This is a genomic window from Nocardia sp. PLKS1-43 (assembly GCF_059510335.1).
In genome coordinates, this window is record NZ_JCAJZQ010000001.1 from 384,252 (window position 1) to 400,743 (window position 16,492).

A 16,492-nucleotide genomic window follows, 5' to 3' on the forward strand; every position below is an offset into this window, starting at 1 on the left:
AGTGGAGTGGACCCCGGTCAGCGGTCGCGCAGTCGATCCGGATGTGCCGAGTGTCATAGTGACGATGGGGGACAACTGATCTCGCCCCCGGTGTTCGCGCGCGGATCGGCAAGGTGGCAACCTTGTGGCAATCCGGGTGCTGCTCAGTCGTGACGGGCCGTTGTGCGCCGAGGGTGGTGACACGGTGCGGGCCGCGCTTCGGCCCGCCGGCCGGTCATCGGTCGGCGGGCGTCGGCGGAACGATCATCTGTTGCGCCACTGCGGTTCTCGCCCTTCGTGATACGCGGACATTCCCTCGACCGGATCGCGGTGCGCGACGAGTGCGTCGGCCAGGACGGCGGTGTGCGGTGCGGTGGTTTCGGTATCGGGCAGGGTTTCGGTGCGGGCCAGGAAGGTCAGTGCCGCGCGGGTCGCGACGGGGGAGCGGGCCACGATATCCGCGGCCATCTCCCGGGCCAGGTCCAGGGCCTTGCCCTGCGGTGCGGTGCGGGTGATCAGACCGGCCGCGAGTGCCTCGGCGCTGTCGATGCGGCGTCCGGTCAGGATCATGTCGTAGGCGAGCGCACGGCCGACCAGATGCGGTAGCCGCAGCAGGATTCCGGTGCCCGGCGGCATGCCCAGGGCGGTATCCGGGACGGCGAAGGTCGCGGTCTCGTCCGCGACGCTGAGATGGCAGGCCAGCGCGAGGGCCAGGCCGTCGCCGTCCGCGCGGCCGTTGATCGCGGCGATCACCGGTTTGGCCGGTGTCGCGTCCAGCGGCGAGGCGTCGAATCCGTTGTGCGGCTGGAGCATCAGTTGCAGTGGTGAGCGGATGCCGCGCAGGTCCGCGCCGAGCGAGAACGCCTCGTTTCCCGCGCCGGTGAGTACCGCGACCCACAGGTCGTCGTCGTGGGCGAAGGCGGTGAGAATTTCGCCGAGTTCGCGGTAGGTGTCGCTGTCGAGAGTGTTGCCGTGCTCGGCCCGGTCGATCGTCACCTCGAGCACATGTCCGGAGGTGGTGACCGAGACGGCGCCGTATTCCGGCCGTACGGCTGGATCGCCTTGTGCCAGTGCGATATCCATCGCCTCGCGGCCGGCCGCGACATGGTTGCCCGCAACGCCGGAGCGAACGAACACCCGGTGCCCGATCGGCTGTTCGGCATCGGTCAGCATGCCGGTGGTCTGCTGATCCACGGGCGTGGCGAGGAAGCGGCGGCCGTCGTCCAGCCGACCCACCACTGTGGCGCGTGGGGTTCCGCCGGAACCGTAACGGAGAACGAAACTTTCGATCGTCCCCCAGCCGTCCGGGTGATAGGCGACCCGCACGCTCGGCGCGTCGTTCAGTTCGGCCTGCAGCGCCGTGGTGGGCCGCACGCGCCAGGGGACCGGCGTGGTGGAGTAGACGCCCGTCGAATGTTTGCTCAGCACACCGCCGTTCGCGGACACCAGGCCGTAACTGCCGGGCCGATCGCGCAGTCGCGCAACGGTTTCGGCGATGGCGTGGGTGGTGTAGTTGTTACCGGGACCGCCGAAGAACGGCAATCCGCCGGTGACGGTGAGTCCACGCGGATCGGCCGGATCCAGGCCCAGGCCGTCGCACAGGTTGAACACCGCGATCGGGAAGCAGCTGTACAGGTCCAGGGTGGTCAGCTCGTCGAGGCCGATCGCGGCCATGTCCAGTGCGTGCCGCACCGCCGCGACGGCGGCCGGGCTGCGATCCAGATCGGGACGTACCAGCACATCCCGTTCGGCGAGGTCGGCGTATCCATGCAGGTAGACTCGCCGCGATTGCGGAATCCCGAGCCGGTCGGCGATAGCGGTGGAGGTGACCAGGACCGCGGCGGCCTGGTTGACCTGGTCGCGGGCGACCATGAAACGCGGGTAGATATCGGTGATCAGGCGGTTGCGCTCGTCCACGCGCGTCAGTTCGGCGGCGTCGCGTTCGATCGGTGCCGCCGCATGCGGATTGGTCGCGGCGATCGCGCTGAACCGGCTGAACAGCTCGCCCATCGCCTGCGCGTATTGCGCTCGGGACGCCCCGCTGCGGGCGCGGCGGGCGTTCTCCAGCATCGCGTAGGTGACCGCCGGTTCGACCAGATGGTGGCGTACCGCGTAGAACGGGGTCATGCCCTGGATGCCGTAGCCGCGGTCCTCCAGTGGGCCGCTCTCGGATTCGGTGAAGTCGGGGCGTTCGGCGGGCGGCAGGCTCGCCAGATGCCGGACGGTCGAGATCGTCTCCGCGCCGACGAGTACCGCGGCGCCGCACCGGCCCTCGGCGATCTGTCCGCACAGCTCGTTGAGCAGCTGCTGCGGGCTCTGTCCGCCGGTCGGGCCGAGAATCGCCCGGGCGGGATCGGCGCCGATCCGCCGCGCGATGGCCCGCGGCACGTTGTCGGGCGCGCCGAGCGCGGCGGTGGCATAGGGGCTCGAATCGTCGAATGCGCGCACGGCCGCGACGATGTCGAGCGCGGCGGCGAGCGCGGCCGGATCGGCGGTCGTATCGGCCAGCGCGGCGCGCACGGCGGCCGCGGCCAGATCGGCGGCGGACAGGGCGCGATAGCCGATGTCGCCGCGCCGTTCGGAGGCCTGGCCCACGCCGACGAGCACCGGCGTGTCAGGGGTCACCGAGTCGGGTGAGTTGTCGGGCATGATCGCGGCACTCCTTCCGGCCGGCAGCAGGCGTCATCCCCGCTCGGGACGGGCCTCACACTGCGAGCGGCGGCAGCCGCACCTCGTGGACACTGTTCTGGACATCCGTTTTACACCGTATCGGGACTCTCCGGTAGGTAAGGGGGCCCGTTTCGGATTCGCGCGGGGGTGAATATCCAATCCTGGGGGGCGCGCCGGGCGCTGCGACTGGTTGGATGTACGCGTGTCGAATCCCCTTCGCCCACAAGCGGTTGCCCTCCTTGCCGACCTGTCCACCGACGGCACGGATTCGGGGGTGTGGTCGAAGCTCCGCGAGGAGCTGTACTACCGGCACATCGGGGAGCACGCCTGCGCGGCCCTGCCCGCACTCGCCGCGCTGGCGGACGGGGGTCGCCCGCTGATCAGGCTGCGCGCGATCGAACTCGCGGGGGAACTGCTCGCGCGGGCCGATCCGCACGCCGGGGCCGTTCGTGAGCGGTATGCGCGGGATATCGCGGCGCTTCTGGATCGGGTGCGGGTGGATCTGGCGCAGAAGGCCGCCGATGTGGACCACGAGCCGGACGCCTTCCTCTATCGCGTCCGCAGCATGCTCGCCTTCGAGGGTGAGACCGAATTGTCGCGCAGACTGGGCGGGCTGCTCGGCGGCGAATTCGAGATCAAATGTCCCGAATGCTCGGCGGTGATGTTCGTGGTGCTCGGCACGCACGGCGTCTTCACCTGCTGGGACGACGACTCGCTCAGCGACGACGCCGACGACACGGACCTCGTCCCCGCCGCCCCCGCCGGGCTCACCGGCCTCGCGCACCGCCTGCACACCCTCGCGGTCACCGCCCGCCAGCCCGTGCTCGCCCGGCACCTCACCTACCTGTTCGGCCGAACCACCTGTCCCCGCAACGCCCACGAATTCACCCCGGCCGAGACGATGGCGGGGGTCTCCGGTAGCTAGCTGTGTCTCGAAACGGTTGTGGCACCGGCATGTTCGCGGTTTCGTCGGCCTGGATCGCGGTGCCGACGCGGACCGGAACCACATGTTGCGGCTGTCACCACCGGTCGCGGTGACGATGCTGTCGACCACGAGCCGGCCGAGCGGATCGCTGGTACGCACACATCCGCTGAACGATCCCACGCCGCGACACGGCTCCGACGGGCTGTTCGCCGCGCTCGCGCTCACCGAGGGGAGCGGTGTGCGTGGCAGACCGGGGCGGTGTGGATGGGTGACACCGCCCCGGCTGCTTCTCGGCCGCTGTCGCGCCCGGCGGCGTGAGAGGCGGGTAGCCGCGTCGGGACGAGCCGACGCGTCGGCCGCGCGAGGGAGCTGAGCGCGGCCGAGCGTCGAGATCGTCAGGGCAACAGCGATTTACGAGTGGGCGAGGCGAATTCTGCACCCATTCGCCTCGCCCGCTGCCACGGTAACGTGCCCCGCCCGCCGATTCCAGGCGAACCGGCAGCACTGGGACCATTCACCGACTCCGGCCCCCGGGCCCTGTGAATCCGACAGTCCCACCGCCGATTCCGTTCGATGCCACGATGGCCGGATGCGCATCGACCCCTCCGATATCGCCCGCCGCCTGGTGCTCGACCGATTCCCGCAGGCCCGTGCCGCCTGGCTCGGCGGCAGCACCGCTCTCGGAACCACCACGCCGACTTCGGATCTGGACATCACCGTCCTGCTCCCGGCCCCGCCCGCGCCCTACCGCGAATCGCTGTTGCACAACGGTCGGCCGGTCGAGCTTTTCGTGCAGACCGAGGAATCGATCGCGTATTTCCGCGCGGCGGAGCGGGCCGCCCGGCGTCCGGTCACAGCGCGACTGATCGGGCAGTCCCGCGTCTTGCTGGATGCGGACGGCAGCGGCGAGCGGCTGCGGGAGCATTGCGTGCGAGAACTGTCGGCGGGCCCGGACCCGTTGAGCGACAACGAATTGCGTGCCATGCGCTACGCGGTCACCGATCTGCTCGATGATCTCGCGGGTTCGCGGGAGGATGACGAGCGTCTCGCGATCGGGGTCGCACTGTGGCAGGCGACGGCTCAGCTGTCGCTCGCCGCGAACAGGCACTGGAGCGGCGCCGGGAAATGGCTGCACCGTGAATTGGCGGACTTCGACCGGGTCGGCGGTACGGCCTTCGGGCCGAGGTTGGCCGAGGGAATGCGCATGGTCGCGCTCGGCGACATCGCTCCGATGCAGAGTGTGGTCACCCAGGTGCTGGACCGGGTTGGTGGGCGGCTGTTCGAGGGCTTTCGTGCGAACGGCCCGGTCTGAACAGGGCTTCACCCAGTGCCTGTCTGCTGCCTCGTGGGGGCCGCGCGGGCGGGACCGGATCGCGGAAACGATCAGTCCAGGCATGCAGCACATCCGGTGTGCGGTCGGCGTAATCGGTGACATCGCATCGTTGCCGGAGGTTCGCACTGCCGGTAGCCGGCAACCGTCTCGTGAATCGCCGGATCCGTTGGCTCGTTCCGGTTGTGGCGGCGGATCGGGGGAGTTCGCGGCGTAAGTGCCGGGGGAATTCGGAAAGATGCTGGTCCGTGGGGGAGTGGCGGGGGCGCGGGTGGCGTAACGAGGCGCAACAGAAGTGGATACGGGGTGGAAATACGGGGTTGGGACGGTCGATCCAGCACAGCGAAGGGATCGACCGATGGGCTTCACCGACAACCCCAAAATGGAGGACTACTCCCTGCGGTACACACCGGCCGCATTCCGCAAATGGTCACCGTGGATGGTGTTCCTGTCCTGTTTGGTCGGGATATCCGCGATGGCCGGCTACGCATTGGACGCGGCGTTCGTCGACTCGTTCGGGTTCGGCAACGCTCTGATCGGTTTCGGCCTGGCCGCGGTGGTGACCGTGCCACTGACGATCGTGATCGCGTTCGCCATCGCCCGGGGTCATATCGATATCGACTTACTTACGCGCGGTTCGGGTTTCGGATATCTGGGCTCGACGGTGACCTCACTGGTCTACGCGACCTACACTCTCATCTTCCTCGCCTACGAGGGCGCGATCATGGCCCAGGCGGTGACGGCGCTGACCGGGCTGGACATCCACCTGTCCTATGTCGCGGTGGCGGTGGTGATGATTCCGCTGACCCTCTACGGCATGTCGTTCAGCGCCAAATTCCAGGCGTGGACCTGGCCGCTGTGGATCGCGCTGATCGGGCTCGCCCTGGGCAGCGCGGCCACCGCGCCGGATGCCGGAACGCATATGGTGCATCCGGCCAGCGTGGGCCCGGCCGGTGTGGCCGGGATGTCGGTACTGGCGATCTTCGCCATCGCCGCCGCGCAATTGTCGCTGGCCGCGCAGGTCGGGGAGCAGGGCGACTATCTGCGGCTGATGCCCGATCCGCAGCGCGGCGGGCGGGCCCGCTGGCGACTGGCGGTGTTGTTCGGCGGACCGGGATTCGCGCTGTTCGCGATGGGAATCTTCTTCGCCTCCACACTGCTGGTCGGCTACGCCTCGACCACGCTGAGCCCGGGACAGGTCGGCGTGCCGGTCGATCTGTTCACCACCGTGTACGAGCGGGTCACCGGGAATCACACCAGCGCGCTGATCCTGGCGGGAACTCTGGTGCTGCTGTCCCAGATCAAGATCAACATCATGAACACGTACTCGGGTTCGCTGTCGTGGTCGAACTTCTTCTCCCGGCTGCTGCATCGGCATCCGGGCCGCGCGGCCTGGGTCTTCCTGCAGGTCGGTCTGTCACTGGTACTGATGGAGATCGGCATCTTCGACCACATCGTCGAGGTGCTGGCCTGGTACTCCAACATCGGCATCGCCTGGATCGCGGCCATGGTCGCGGATCTGGTGATCAACAAGCGCTGGCTGAAACTCGTTCCGCCGCAATTGGTCTTCCACCGCGCGCATCTGTACAACGTGAACCCGGTCGGCTTCGGATCCATGGTGATCGCGGGCGCGGTGTCGATGATCGCCTACTACGGCGCGTTCGGGTCCACGGCCGCGGCCCTGTCACCGTTCGTGGCATTGGTTCTGGCACTGGTACTTCCGCCGCTGATCGCCTGGGCGACCAAGGGCCGCTGGTACATCGCGCGGATGTCCGAGTTGCCCGAGCACGACGGCGAACTTGCGTGCTCGGTGTGCGCGGGCAGCTACGACGCGGTCGACATGGCCACCTGTCCGTTCCACGGCGGCACCGTGTGCTCACTGTGCTGCTCGACCGAGGGCGCCTGCCGGGACGCCTGCAAACCCAACGCCTGGCGGCCACCGAAAGGTGCTGTGCCCCTGGGCATGCCAGCGGTCGCAAATACCGCACAACCCGAATTGGAGGTGGCGCGATGACGGGGCCCAGGAGGCGGTCAGCCGGGCAGCGGCGGTGGCGGCATGAGCGGCCGGCCGCGGTTGCCGGAGGGGTGCGGAGATGATCGTGCATACCTGTAACACCCCGGTGACAGAGGGGAGATCGCTCGGCAACGGCGGTTGCTTACCGTCCCGGGGTATGCGGACTGCGGCCGGAGGGCAGCGGGCCCACGATGTGCGTCGGCTGCGGGACATATTGCGAGCCACGGTGCGTGGCGGTGGGTACGAGCGCGGGCAGCTGCCGAGTGAGATCGAGCTGATGACCGCGTACCGGGTGTCGCGGGCGACCGTGCGGGCCGCGCTGGCGCTGCTGCGCACCGAGGGGCTGATCGAACGGACGCAGGGAATCGGCACGCACGCTGTGCTGGAACCGGTGACCACGTCGCTCCCGGAGGCGCACGGTGTCATGAAGCCCGCCATGGGCAGCATGTTCAACCACCGGATGCGCCCGCGCGTGCTGGATCGGTCGATGGTCCCGGCCCCGGGCGCCATCGCCGAACGGCTCGAAATCGCGCCGGGCACACCGTGTCTGCGGCTCGAGTACCTCGCGCTGCACGAGGACGAGCCGCTGGCCCTGGCGACGAATTACGTGCGCTGCCCCGAGGCGATCGCGCTGCGGGACACACCGTTCGTCTCCGACTGGTATCAGCTTCTCGCCGATGCCGGTGTGGCGCTGTCGGATTCGGAATTCGTGATCGACTGCGAACCGGCCGACGCGCCGCTGGCGGCGGCGCTGGGCGTGCGCGAGGGGACGCCCCTGATCTCGATGGAACAGATCATCTACGACCTCGACGGCCGCCCGTTCGACGTCGCCTTCATCCACACCCGCGGGGAACGATTCCGATTCGTTTCGCGCGCCAGCAGTAGGGAACTGAGATGACCGACCTACCACTCACCCTGACCGACGCGGCCGCGGCATTGCGCGCCCGAACCACGACCTCGGTCGCCCTGACCCGCGCCGCGATCGCCGCTGCCGATGAGTTCGACGGCACCGTGGGCGCGTATCTGACCCGGTTCGACGAGTACGCCCTCGAGCGGGCCGCCGAGGCGGACGCCGACCTCGCCGCCGGGCGTGACCGCGGACCGCTGCACGGAATCCCGGTGGGTGTCAAGGATATTCTCGCCATGGCCGAGGGGCCTACGACGGCGCAGAGCCTGGTTCTGGACCGGGCGTGGGGCGCGGGCAAGGACGCGCCGGTCGTCGCGCGGCTGAAGGCGGCCGGTGCGGTGCTGACCGGCAAGACCACCACGATGGAATTCGCCTGCGGTATGCCCGACACCACCAAACCCTTTCCGGTCCCGCGAAATCCGTGGGACCCGGCGACGTGGCCGGGCGGGTCCAGTTCGGGCACCGGGATCGGCGTCGCGACCGGGATGTTCCTGGCCGGGATCGGCACCGACACCGCGGGCAGCATCCGGATCCCCGCCGCGTTCTGCGGTGTCAGCGGATTGATGCCGACCTTCGGGCGGGTGCCCAAATCCGGTTGTGTGCCACTGGGTTACAGCCTCGACCATATCGGGCCGCTGGCCCGCAGCGCACGGGACTGCGCCACCATGCTCGGGGTGATCGCGGGTGCGCACCCCAGCGATCCGGACTGCGTCGAGGCGCCGTTCGCCGTGCCCGAATGGGCCGGGGATCTGAGCGGCGTGCGGATCGGGGTGGTGCGTGAGGGGCACTTCCCCGAGCACGGCGATCCAGCGCTGACGACGACTTTCGATGCGGCCGTGGACGTTCTGGTGCGAGCCGGCGCCGACGTGCGGGAAGTGGTACTGCCCTATCGGCAGGAGATGATCACCGCGGACATGATCACGATGGGGTGCGAGGCGCTTGCCTACCACCGCACCGATCTGGCGCGCCGGTGGGACGATTACTTCCTCGCGACGCGGGCGATGCTGGCGATCGGCGCGCAGGTGTCGGGCGCGGATTACGTTCAGGCGCAACGGGTCCGCAGCGTAGCCCAGGACGCGGTGGGTGCGCTGTTCGACGATGTGGACGTGGTCGTGTGCCCGACCGCGGCGGTCGGTGCGCCCACTTTCGAATCGATCACCGGTCCGGACGGCCAGACCGATGTCGGCGCGCTGTTCAGCCTGATCCACACCCCGTACTGGGATTCGGTCGGCAACCCCGTGCTGGCCGTGCCGATGGGTTTCACCGCAGCCGGCCTGCCGCTGTCGATGCAACTGGCCGGACCGGCCTTCGGCGAGGCGGAGATCCTCCGCGTCGCCGACGTATTCCAGCAGGCCACGCAGTGGCATCTGCGGGCACCCCGACTCGCCACCGAAGGAGCAGCAGCGTGAACGAGATCATGAAAACCCTGCTCGACGCGGCGCAACTGCCCGCGTCCGAGGCCGAAATCGTCTCCTACGCAGCGGGTTACGCCGATCAGCGTGCCGCGGTGGACGCCCTCTACGCGGTGCCGGAGGCGCGGTACGCGGCCCCGGCGCTGCACTTCCGGGCCGCGTCGCGGATCGCGGACTGGGCGAGCTGAGTTCGGAAGGGCCGAACTCCTCCTCTGCAGACTGTTGAATGCGCCGTTAAATGACGGTACATTAAATGGCGGTAAGAGGTGGATCCGGCGGTTGCGAGACCTGATCTGGGCGATCGCGGATCCGAATACGTTGTGCACGTAAGGAGTTCGCATGTCTCGAAATCTCGTCCCGGTGGGTGCGCGGCGCACGCTGTCGCGTGCGGCCGTCGCGCTCGTCATCGTCGCGACACCGGTCACGGTCGCGGCCGCGCCGGCGTTCGCCGCCCCCGCCGCCGGTGTGCCCGTGACCCAGGCCCCCGCGGCCGCCGCACCCGCGGTTCCGTCTGCCGATCCGGTGCACCGGGGCTGGGGTTACCCCGGCTGGGGGCGTCCGGGCTGGGGTCATCACGGGTGGGGTCACGGCTGGGGTTGGAACGAGTGGGGCGGCTGGAATCAGTGGGGCGGCGGCATGTTCTCCCCGTACCCGTACGGTGGCATGTTCGCGCCGTTCGGATACGGCGGCGGCTTGTCCACCGGCAGCGCCATGTGAGACCCGGCGTGCCGAGGCGGGCCGTCGTCGGCGTGGACCGGCGGCGGCCCGCACCCGTCAGCGCCGCCAGAAGAAGTGGTGCACCATACCGCTCGGGCTGGGGATCCGCTCCAGGTGGAAGCGGTCGGTGAGTTCCTCGGGGCTCGCCCACAGCCGCTCGCCGCGGCCGATCTCGATCGGTCCCACCGCGATGTGCATCTGATCGATGAGATCGGCGTCGAGAAATTCCCGCACGGTGGCCACTCCGCCGCCGATGCGCACATCCTTGCCCCCGGCCGCGGCGAACGCCTGTGCCAGCGCTTCTTTCGGCGATGCGTCGAGGAAGTGGAATGTGGTCTCGCCCAGCGTGAACGAGGGCCGCACATGGTGGGTGAGCACGAAAACCGGTGTGTGGAACGGGGGTTCCTCGCCCCACCAGCCCTGCCAGTCGTAGTTCTCCTACGGGCCGCGCTGCGGGCCGAATTTGTTGCGCCCCATGATCTCCGCGCCGATGTTGTTGTGGAAGTCGCGAGCGCAGTAATCGTCCAGCCCGTACCTGCCGCCCGGTTCGGTGCGGTTCGGCCAGTGCGTGACCCACCGCTACCTCACTTCTCCGGCGTCCGTGCCGGAGTGGTGAGCAGATCGATGACCGCCTGCGCTTCCTGGGCGGTGGGAATCGGCAGGCTGTCGCGGCCATGGATCAGGCCGATACCCAGATAGACCATCGCGCCCGCGCGCAGCCGGGCCTGGGCGGTGTCGAAACCGAGTTCCAGCATGGTCTGCTCGACGATGTCGAAGACCTTGCGTTCCAGCGCCTGCACCGCGCCGGCCACCTTGGCGTCGTTGCGCGCCCATTCGCGCACCGTGGCCTCCACGATCCAGGTGCTCGGATCGACCAGCAGTGAGGCCATCTGCTCGATGCGCTGCTCGACGGGGATCGAATCGAGGGCGCCCAGCGCGCGCACGGCATCGCTCTGCACCGCGCTCCAGCGGTCGGCCATCGCCGTCATGAGCTGCTGGATATCGTCGAAATGCCAGTAGAAGCTGCCCTTGGTGACGCCGAGTTCACTGCACAGCCGGGGAATCTTGATGGCGGACACGCCTTCTCGGGCCAGCAGGGCCAGCGCGCCGTCGACCCAGTCGTCGTAGGACAGGCGCGGGCTGCGGCTGCGACCGCTACGCTGGGCCTGTGCCTTCTTCGATCGTCGCGGTCGCGCACCGGATTCCGGTTCGGTCCCGGCGTTCGGTTCCGGGGGATGATCTGCTGCGCTCACGTCTTCGATGCTAGGTCAGCGATCGGGCGGGCCGTCGCGGGAACGGCTCGCGCCGCAGGTGCAGGTGCCGAATTCACGGGTCCCATCTGGGCCCACCATCGAACACCGGGTGGACGAGCCCCTGACCGTCCGGTTCGGCAATCGGATCGACACGCACCCCTTCGCGGCGGATCTGGACACCAGCGTGCAAGGAGTCGCCGAGCGGTACCCGGACCAGCCCGCCGTGTTCGTTCCACCTGCACGGCGGTGTGACTCCGCCGGACAGCGACGGACACCCCGAACGGCTGGTCCTCCCGGGCCAGACGCTCACGCACCGCTTTCCGCTGCGCCAGTACGCGACGAACCTCTGGTATCACGACCACGCGATGGGAATCACCCGCGCCAACGTCCATGCCGGACTGGCCGGGATGGTCCTGCTGCGCGACGGATTCGACACCGGTGCGCCCGGCGATCCGCTCGGGCTGCCCGCGGGCGAGTTCGAGGTCCCGATGGTGTTGCAGGAGAAGCTGTTCACCGCCGACGGGCAGCAGAGCCTGCGCTATCAAGCGGCCAACCCGCAGCCGCCCGTCGGGACGAAGTGGACGCCGCCGGCGCCCACCGCCGAGAAACTCGGCTTCGACCCGGACGCGAGCTTCCCCGCAAGCCCCGTGCCGATCGCCGGAAACACCATGGCCGCAACCCATCCCATGCCCGGCGAGCTGCGGGGCTACGTCTGGCACTGTCACCTGCTCGACCATGAGGACCGCGAAATGATGTTGCGCTACCGGACGGTGCGCGGATGACGGCCGGGGACAGCGCGACAGGTCTGCGCGTCTCGGCCGATGAGGTTCTGCCGACCGCTGTTCCGCGGCGACGCACGCGATTTCAGTTCGCCGCCGACAGGGCAGCCGATCGAACCGGGCCCGTCGCCGCTATGCCGCTCGTCGCCGCGCGGCCTTCACGAATTACCTACTGCGAGCGGCGGATTCGCATCGTCCCGGATCGAGCTGTGTGCCGAGTCGGTGCGCCCGGATTGTCGTCGCGGACCGGAACCGGTTGCCACTACTGCGAATCCGGCTCCGACTCCGAAGGTGTCCAGGTTTCGGCAGTTTCGCCGGTGGCCAGGAAGATCGTGCGCCTGCCCACCTCCACGGCGTTGTCCGCGAAACGTTCGTAATAGCGGCCCAGGAGGGTGAGGTCGACGGCGGCGGTGACGCCGTAATGCCAGCCGGGACTCAGGACCATACCCAGCAATTCCTCGTGCAGGTGGTCCATGGCGTCGTCCTGGGCGTCCAGGGTGGCCGCGGACTCGGGGTTGCCCGATTCCAGCACCCCGGCGGCGCTGGTGGCGATGGTGACCGCCGCCTCACCCATGCGAATGATCAACGGCCGCACCGGATCCGCGACGACGAAGTCCGGATGGCGGCGCCGCGCGCTGACCGCGACGTGACCGGCCAGCGCACCCATCCGCTGGAGATTCCCGGTCAGCTGGATGGCGGTCACGACCTGCCGCAACTCACTGGCCACGGGCGCCTGCAGCGCCAGCAACCGGATCGCTTCCTGTTCGGCCTCCTGCGCCATGCTGTCGACGCCGGCGGCGGTATCGATCGCGGCCTCGGCCAGTTCGATATCCGCTGTCACCAGGGCCTGTGTCGCATCGGCGATCGCGGCCCGATCCCGAAGGCAGATCAGGTTCTGCAGCTGTGCCAGCTGCCGCAGGTTCTCGTGGTAGTCACCGCGCATACCCGATTCAATCGCATGCGGGTCCGCCGCGTGTCACCACCCCGGGCAATAGCGCGTTTCGTATTCGCCTGTGGTTCAGTCGTTGCGGAACTGTTCGGCTCGATCGTGTAGCCGCTGCGAAAAGGTTTCGGTCCACGCCGCGGTCTCCCCGGCCTCCTCGCCGAGCCCGCCGCGCCGCCCGGACAGCGCAGCGCCCTTGGGGCGGGACCGCTGCGCGATCTTGCGGACGTTCCAGGCAAGGTAGTCCGGCACGCTCATCCCGGCGCATACCGCCGCGTCGCAGAGCGAATCCCATTCGAAGCTGTCCACGGTCACTGTCACCGTGACATCTCTGGTCGCCATAACGGACCACCATAGACCCCGAAACCGATCGCGGCGTGCGGCATCATCGAGTTCATCCGGTGTTCGGTTCATCGACCAGCCGGTATTCGCCGAGCGGCTCTCCAGTACATACTCTGGTGTACCGTCCGTACGTACTATAAAGTACGGTCGGCGATTGCGGCGTGGATCGCATTTCTCGGTGCAAGAGATCAGGGAATCAACAAGCGGCACAAGGTGATCGATATGCGAATGAATCCGAGGAGAACCCGATGACGGTGCAGACCCGGACCGCGCGGGCCGGTGAGCCGACGCGCTGCCCGAGCGCCTTCCGCTACTGGGAGGCGCGACGCAACCCGGGCGTGCGGCGGCTCGAACGCATTTTCACCGCGGTCACCGGCAAGGCGCTGTTCCCGACCGACGAACAGGCGCGGGCGTTGTGCGCGGACCTGTTCAGCGGCGACCCGGTCGCCGAACGTTTCGTCGCGGAGGTCATGCACGGCGAGACCGGCGCCGACCGCGGGCGCGAAATGCTCGACCGGGCGCTGCGCACCGGAATCGCCACCGTGCCCGACGCACCCGAGGCCATGCGTGCGCTGTTCGCCGAATTCGAGACCGTACCGGAGTGGGTGCGGCCGGAACTGGTCGAACAGGGCGCGGCGATCTGGCGGCGCTGGGGCACAATGCTTTTCAGCTTCGCCGGGGCCGAAACCCTGGAGATGTACACCGAAGCCGCCGTCGCCACGCCGCTGTCGCTGGCCGGTGGTTACGCCGGTGACAGCGCACTGCGCCGGTTCCTGGAGACCTGCCGGTTCTGGATGGATGTTTCCGAGCCGGGCGGGCTGCTCACCCTCGGCGCCCAGGGCCGGGCGACGGCGCTGAAGGTGCGCATCATGCACGTCTCGGTGCGCGCCCGGGTCGCCGAACACCCCGAATGGCATATCGACAAGTGGGGCCTGCCGATCAGTCAGACCTATCAGCTGCTGACCCTGCTCGGCGGCAGCGTCACGCCCGGACTCGGGTTGTGGGCGTTGGGATATCAGACCACGCCCTCGGAAATCCGTGCGCTGCTGCACTTTCAGAAGTACATGGGCTATCTGCTGGGCGTCCGGGTGTCCTGGTACCCCGAAACGGTGCTCGACTCGCTGCGGGTGCTGGCCATGACGATCGCCTCGCGTTCCTACGATGCCGGGCAGCACGGCGCCGAGTTGATCGAGTCCTATCCGTCCGCCTTCGCGCCCCGCGACGGGCATCGCGGATCGACCCGGCTGCGCGAGATGTACAACTTCCGGATCAATTCGGTGTATTCGGCGATGTACATGGCTCCGGGTACTCGCCGCAAATACCGTATGCCACCGGCATTTCCGTGGATCGCCATCCCGATCGCGCGATTCCCGCTGATCACCGCCATGGAGTTGGCCCGCCGGTGCAGTCCGGCGTTCGCCCGACAGCACGAGAAGCTCATGCTGTGGCACCGGGAGAACTGGTACCGGGCCCAGATGCGGGGCCGCGAGGCGAAATTCGACGCCGGCGGCGCGCTGCGGCGATGAATCCCGCTCTGCACCAGCGAAAGCGATCATGAGCGCCACGGACATCATCGAAGCGCGGAACGGCCAGGCCGCCGGGACGGCGAGCTGACCGCGGGCGACCCGCGCCACAACGCATTACATCCCTCGGCCGGCAAATTGGCCTTCGAGCACTGGGTGTCCGCCTCGATGCCGCTGCGGCCGAGTTCGCGGCCGATGCCGCTGCCCGCGCATCCGCCCCACGGGAGCGCGGCGTGCACATCGGCTCTAATATCGCTGCGCATACCAGGTCGGCGGCTCGCCGAACATGCTCTTGAAGTCGCGGATGAAGTGGCCTTGGTCGGCGTAGCCGAGGTCCGCCGCCAGCGCGGCCCAGTCGATCGCCCCGCCGGTGGCCATGCGTGCGGTCACCTCGTGCAGGCGGTAGCGGCGGATCACCCACTTGGGTCCGATGCCGACGTACTCCGCGAACAGCCGTTGCAGCCCCCGCACGCTCAGTCCCAGCTCGCCGGAGAGGCATTCGACCCTGGTCATGGACTTGTCCCCGGCGATCAGCTCGACCGCGGCCGCCGCCTGCCGCACCCGGGGGTCGTCGTCGGGCAGGTGTTCGAGCAGGAACGCGTCCACGGTCGGCACGTCGAGCGTCGCGGGCAGGTCCATGCCGAACACCTCGGTCGCCGGGACGACGCGGTCGGTGATGGTCGAGACCGAGGCGCCGAGAAACGGGCGGAAGCAACCCGGCCGGAACGTGACGCCGAAGACGTGGCCGCGGCCCTGGAGAACCTTCATCCGGTAGCCGCTGCACACCCCGTTGACGTCCGCGCGGCCGCCGCCGAACGACAAGTGCACATTCGGGTACGGCACGATCTTCTGCCGGTAGGGCTCGGCGTAGTCCCAGCGAGCTTCCCAGTACCGCTCCACCCATGGCGCGAGCGCCGGCGACGGGCCGTGGAACGCGTGGCGCTGATATCTGGTCCACGCACCTCGCAGCTCCCGAACATCCCGTCCCACACCGCGAAGTGTATGTCGCCTTTGTTCAATACCCCGCGGCCCGCGGCGCCTAGCGTCACTGCCATGTCACATTTGTCCAACGCGGCCGAGGCCATGGCCGCGGTCGCCCGCAGCATCACCGACGACCAGCTCGCCAACAAGACTCCGTGTGCGGAGTACGACGTGCGGGCACTGGTCAACCACCTACTGTTCTGGGGCCCGTCGCTCGCCGGCGGCGGCCGCAAGGAGTCCGTTCCGAAGCCGGCGGCGGCCGAGTCCGATCTCGACCTGGCGGCCGGCGACTGGCGCGGACGCCTGCTCGCCCTGCTGGACGACATCACCTCCGCGTGGGCGCCGCCGAGCGCATGGGAGGGCGAGACGACCATGGGCACGCCGCACACGCTGCCCGCGCCCGTCATGGGCGACATGATCGTCGGCGAGCTGGCCGTGCACGGCTGGGACCTGGCGGTCGCGACCGGGCAACGGCTGGAACTGCCCGCCGACCTGCTGGCGCATCTGCACGGCACGATGTCCGCCGGGGTGCGGCAGGGGCGGGAGATGGGCCTGTACGGACCGGAGGTCGCGGTGCCGGCCGGCGCGCCCACCTTGGACCGCATCCTCGGCCTGACCGGCCGTGATCCCGCCTGGGCGTAGTCCGGCGACCGGTGCTCCTCGGCCGGGCACGGCTGGTGTATCCGATCGGAAGTGTTGCGGGACAACAGCTTCAGC

The 16,492-nt window shown here is 68.8% G+C and carries 15 protein-coding genes and 1 pseudogene; 10 read left to right on the forward strand and 6 right to left on the reverse strand.

The window, feature by feature from the left end:
• Positions 1–243: 243 nt before the first annotated feature.
• The gene (locus AC5WS7_RS01825) at positions 244–2,628 is read right to left on the reverse strand and encodes an enoyl-CoA hydratase-related protein (RefSeq protein ID WP_495952559.1); all 2,385 of its coding nucleotides are present in this window, start codon (positions 2,626–2,628) and stop codon (positions 244–246) included.
• Positions 2,629–2,851: 223 nt separating this feature from the next.
• Between AC5WS7_RS01825 and AC5WS7_RS01830 the strand changes: the two genes are divergently transcribed.
• From AC5WS7_RS01830 to AC5WS7_RS01860, 7 genes are all read left to right on the forward strand, one after another.
• Complete coding sequence (locus AC5WS7_RS01830) at positions 2,852–3,574, forward strand: hypothetical protein (protein WP_495952560.1); 723 nt, start codon at positions 2,852–2,854, stop codon at positions 3,572–3,574.
• Between the two features lie 589 nt (positions 3,575–4,163).
• Positions 4,164–4,886: a nucleotidyltransferase domain-containing protein gene (locus AC5WS7_RS01835; RefSeq protein WP_495952561.1), complete on the forward strand. Its 723-nt coding sequence runs from the start codon at positions 4,164–4,166 to the stop codon at positions 4,884–4,886.
• A 376-nt stretch (positions 4,887–5,262) separates the two neighbouring features.
• Positions 5,263–6,918, forward strand: coding sequence for a purine-cytosine permease family protein (locus AC5WS7_RS01840; protein ID WP_495952562.1), 1,656 nt, complete (start codon positions 5,263–5,265; stop codon positions 6,916–6,918).
• Positions 6,919–7,075: 157 nt separating this feature from the next.
• Positions 7,076–7,816: a GntR family transcriptional regulator gene (locus AC5WS7_RS01845; protein ID WP_495952563.1), complete on the forward strand. Its 741-nt coding sequence runs from the start codon at positions 7,076–7,078 to the stop codon at positions 7,814–7,816.
• Complete coding sequence (locus AC5WS7_RS01850) at positions 7,813–9,234, forward strand: amidase (RefSeq protein WP_495952564.1); 1,422 nt, start codon at positions 7,813–7,815, stop codon at positions 9,232–9,234. The genes AC5WS7_RS01845 and AC5WS7_RS01850 overlap by 4 nt, the downstream gene beginning before the upstream one ends.
• The gene (locus AC5WS7_RS01855) at positions 9,231–9,425 is read left to right on the forward strand and encodes a hypothetical protein (protein ID WP_495952565.1); all 195 of its coding nucleotides are present in this window, start codon (positions 9,231–9,233) and stop codon (positions 9,423–9,425) included. Before AC5WS7_RS01850 ends, AC5WS7_RS01855 begins: the two co-directional genes overlap by 4 nt.
• A 151-nt stretch (positions 9,426–9,576) precedes the next feature.
• The gene (locus AC5WS7_RS01860; protein WP_495952566.1) at positions 9,577–9,954 is read left to right on the forward strand and encodes a hypothetical protein; all 378 of its coding nucleotides are present in this window, start codon (positions 9,577–9,579) and stop codon (positions 9,952–9,954) included.
• A gap of 57 nt (positions 9,955–10,011) precedes the next feature.
• Here AC5WS7_RS01860 and AC5WS7_RS01865 read toward each other — a convergent pair.
• Both AC5WS7_RS01865 and AC5WS7_RS01870 read right to left on the reverse strand, forming a co-directional pair.
• Positions 10,012–10,518 (reverse strand): annotated as a pseudogene (locus tag AC5WS7_RS01865) (dihydrofolate reductase family protein); the annotation flags it as partial.
• Between the two features lie 20 nt (positions 10,519–10,538).
• A complete protein-coding gene (locus tag AC5WS7_RS01870) occupies positions 10,539–11,207 on the reverse strand; it encodes a TetR/AcrR family transcriptional regulator (protein WP_495952567.1) in 669 nt (222 codons plus the stop codon).
• A gap of 248 nt (positions 11,208–11,455) precedes the next feature.
• Between AC5WS7_RS01870 and AC5WS7_RS01875 the strand changes: the two genes are divergently transcribed.
• Positions 11,456–11,989: a multicopper oxidase domain-containing protein gene (locus AC5WS7_RS01875; RefSeq protein WP_495952568.1), complete on the forward strand. Its 534-nt coding sequence runs from the start codon at positions 11,456–11,458 to the stop codon at positions 11,987–11,989.
• Between the two features lie 259 nt (positions 11,990–12,248).
• On the opposite strand, the gene AC5WS7_RS01880 is transcribed toward AC5WS7_RS01875, so the two are convergent.
• Positions 12,249–12,929, reverse strand: coding sequence for a phosphate signaling complex PhoU family protein (locus AC5WS7_RS01880; protein WP_495952569.1), 681 nt, complete (start codon positions 12,927–12,929; stop codon positions 12,249–12,251).
• 75 nt (positions 12,930–13,004) lie between these two features.
• Complete coding sequence (locus AC5WS7_RS01885) at positions 13,005–13,271, reverse strand: hypothetical protein (protein ID WP_495952570.1); 267 nt, start codon at positions 13,269–13,271, stop codon at positions 13,005–13,007.
• Between the two features lie 248 nt (positions 13,272–13,519).
• Here AC5WS7_RS01885 and AC5WS7_RS01890 point away from each other — a divergent pair, with 248 nt between their 5' ends.
• Entirely contained in the window at positions 13,520–14,797 is a 1,278-nt protein-coding gene (locus tag AC5WS7_RS01890) for an oxygenase MpaB family protein (RefSeq protein WP_495952571.1), read from the forward strand.
• Between the two features lie 243 nt (positions 14,798–15,040).
• Here AC5WS7_RS01890 and AC5WS7_RS01895 read toward each other — a convergent pair whose 3' ends face one another.
• A complete protein-coding gene (locus tag AC5WS7_RS01895; protein ID WP_495952572.1) occupies positions 15,041–15,784 on the reverse strand; it encodes an AraC family transcriptional regulator in 744 nt (247 codons plus the stop codon).
• A gap of 63 nt (positions 15,785–15,847) precedes the next feature.
• On the opposite strand from AC5WS7_RS01895, the gene AC5WS7_RS01900 reads away from it, so the two are divergent.
• The gene (locus tag AC5WS7_RS01900; protein ID WP_495952573.1) at positions 15,848–16,417 is read left to right on the forward strand and encodes a TIGR03086 family metal-binding protein; all 570 of its coding nucleotides are present in this window, start codon (positions 15,848–15,850) and stop codon (positions 16,415–16,417) included.
• Positions 16,418–16,492 lie beyond the last annotated feature (75 nt).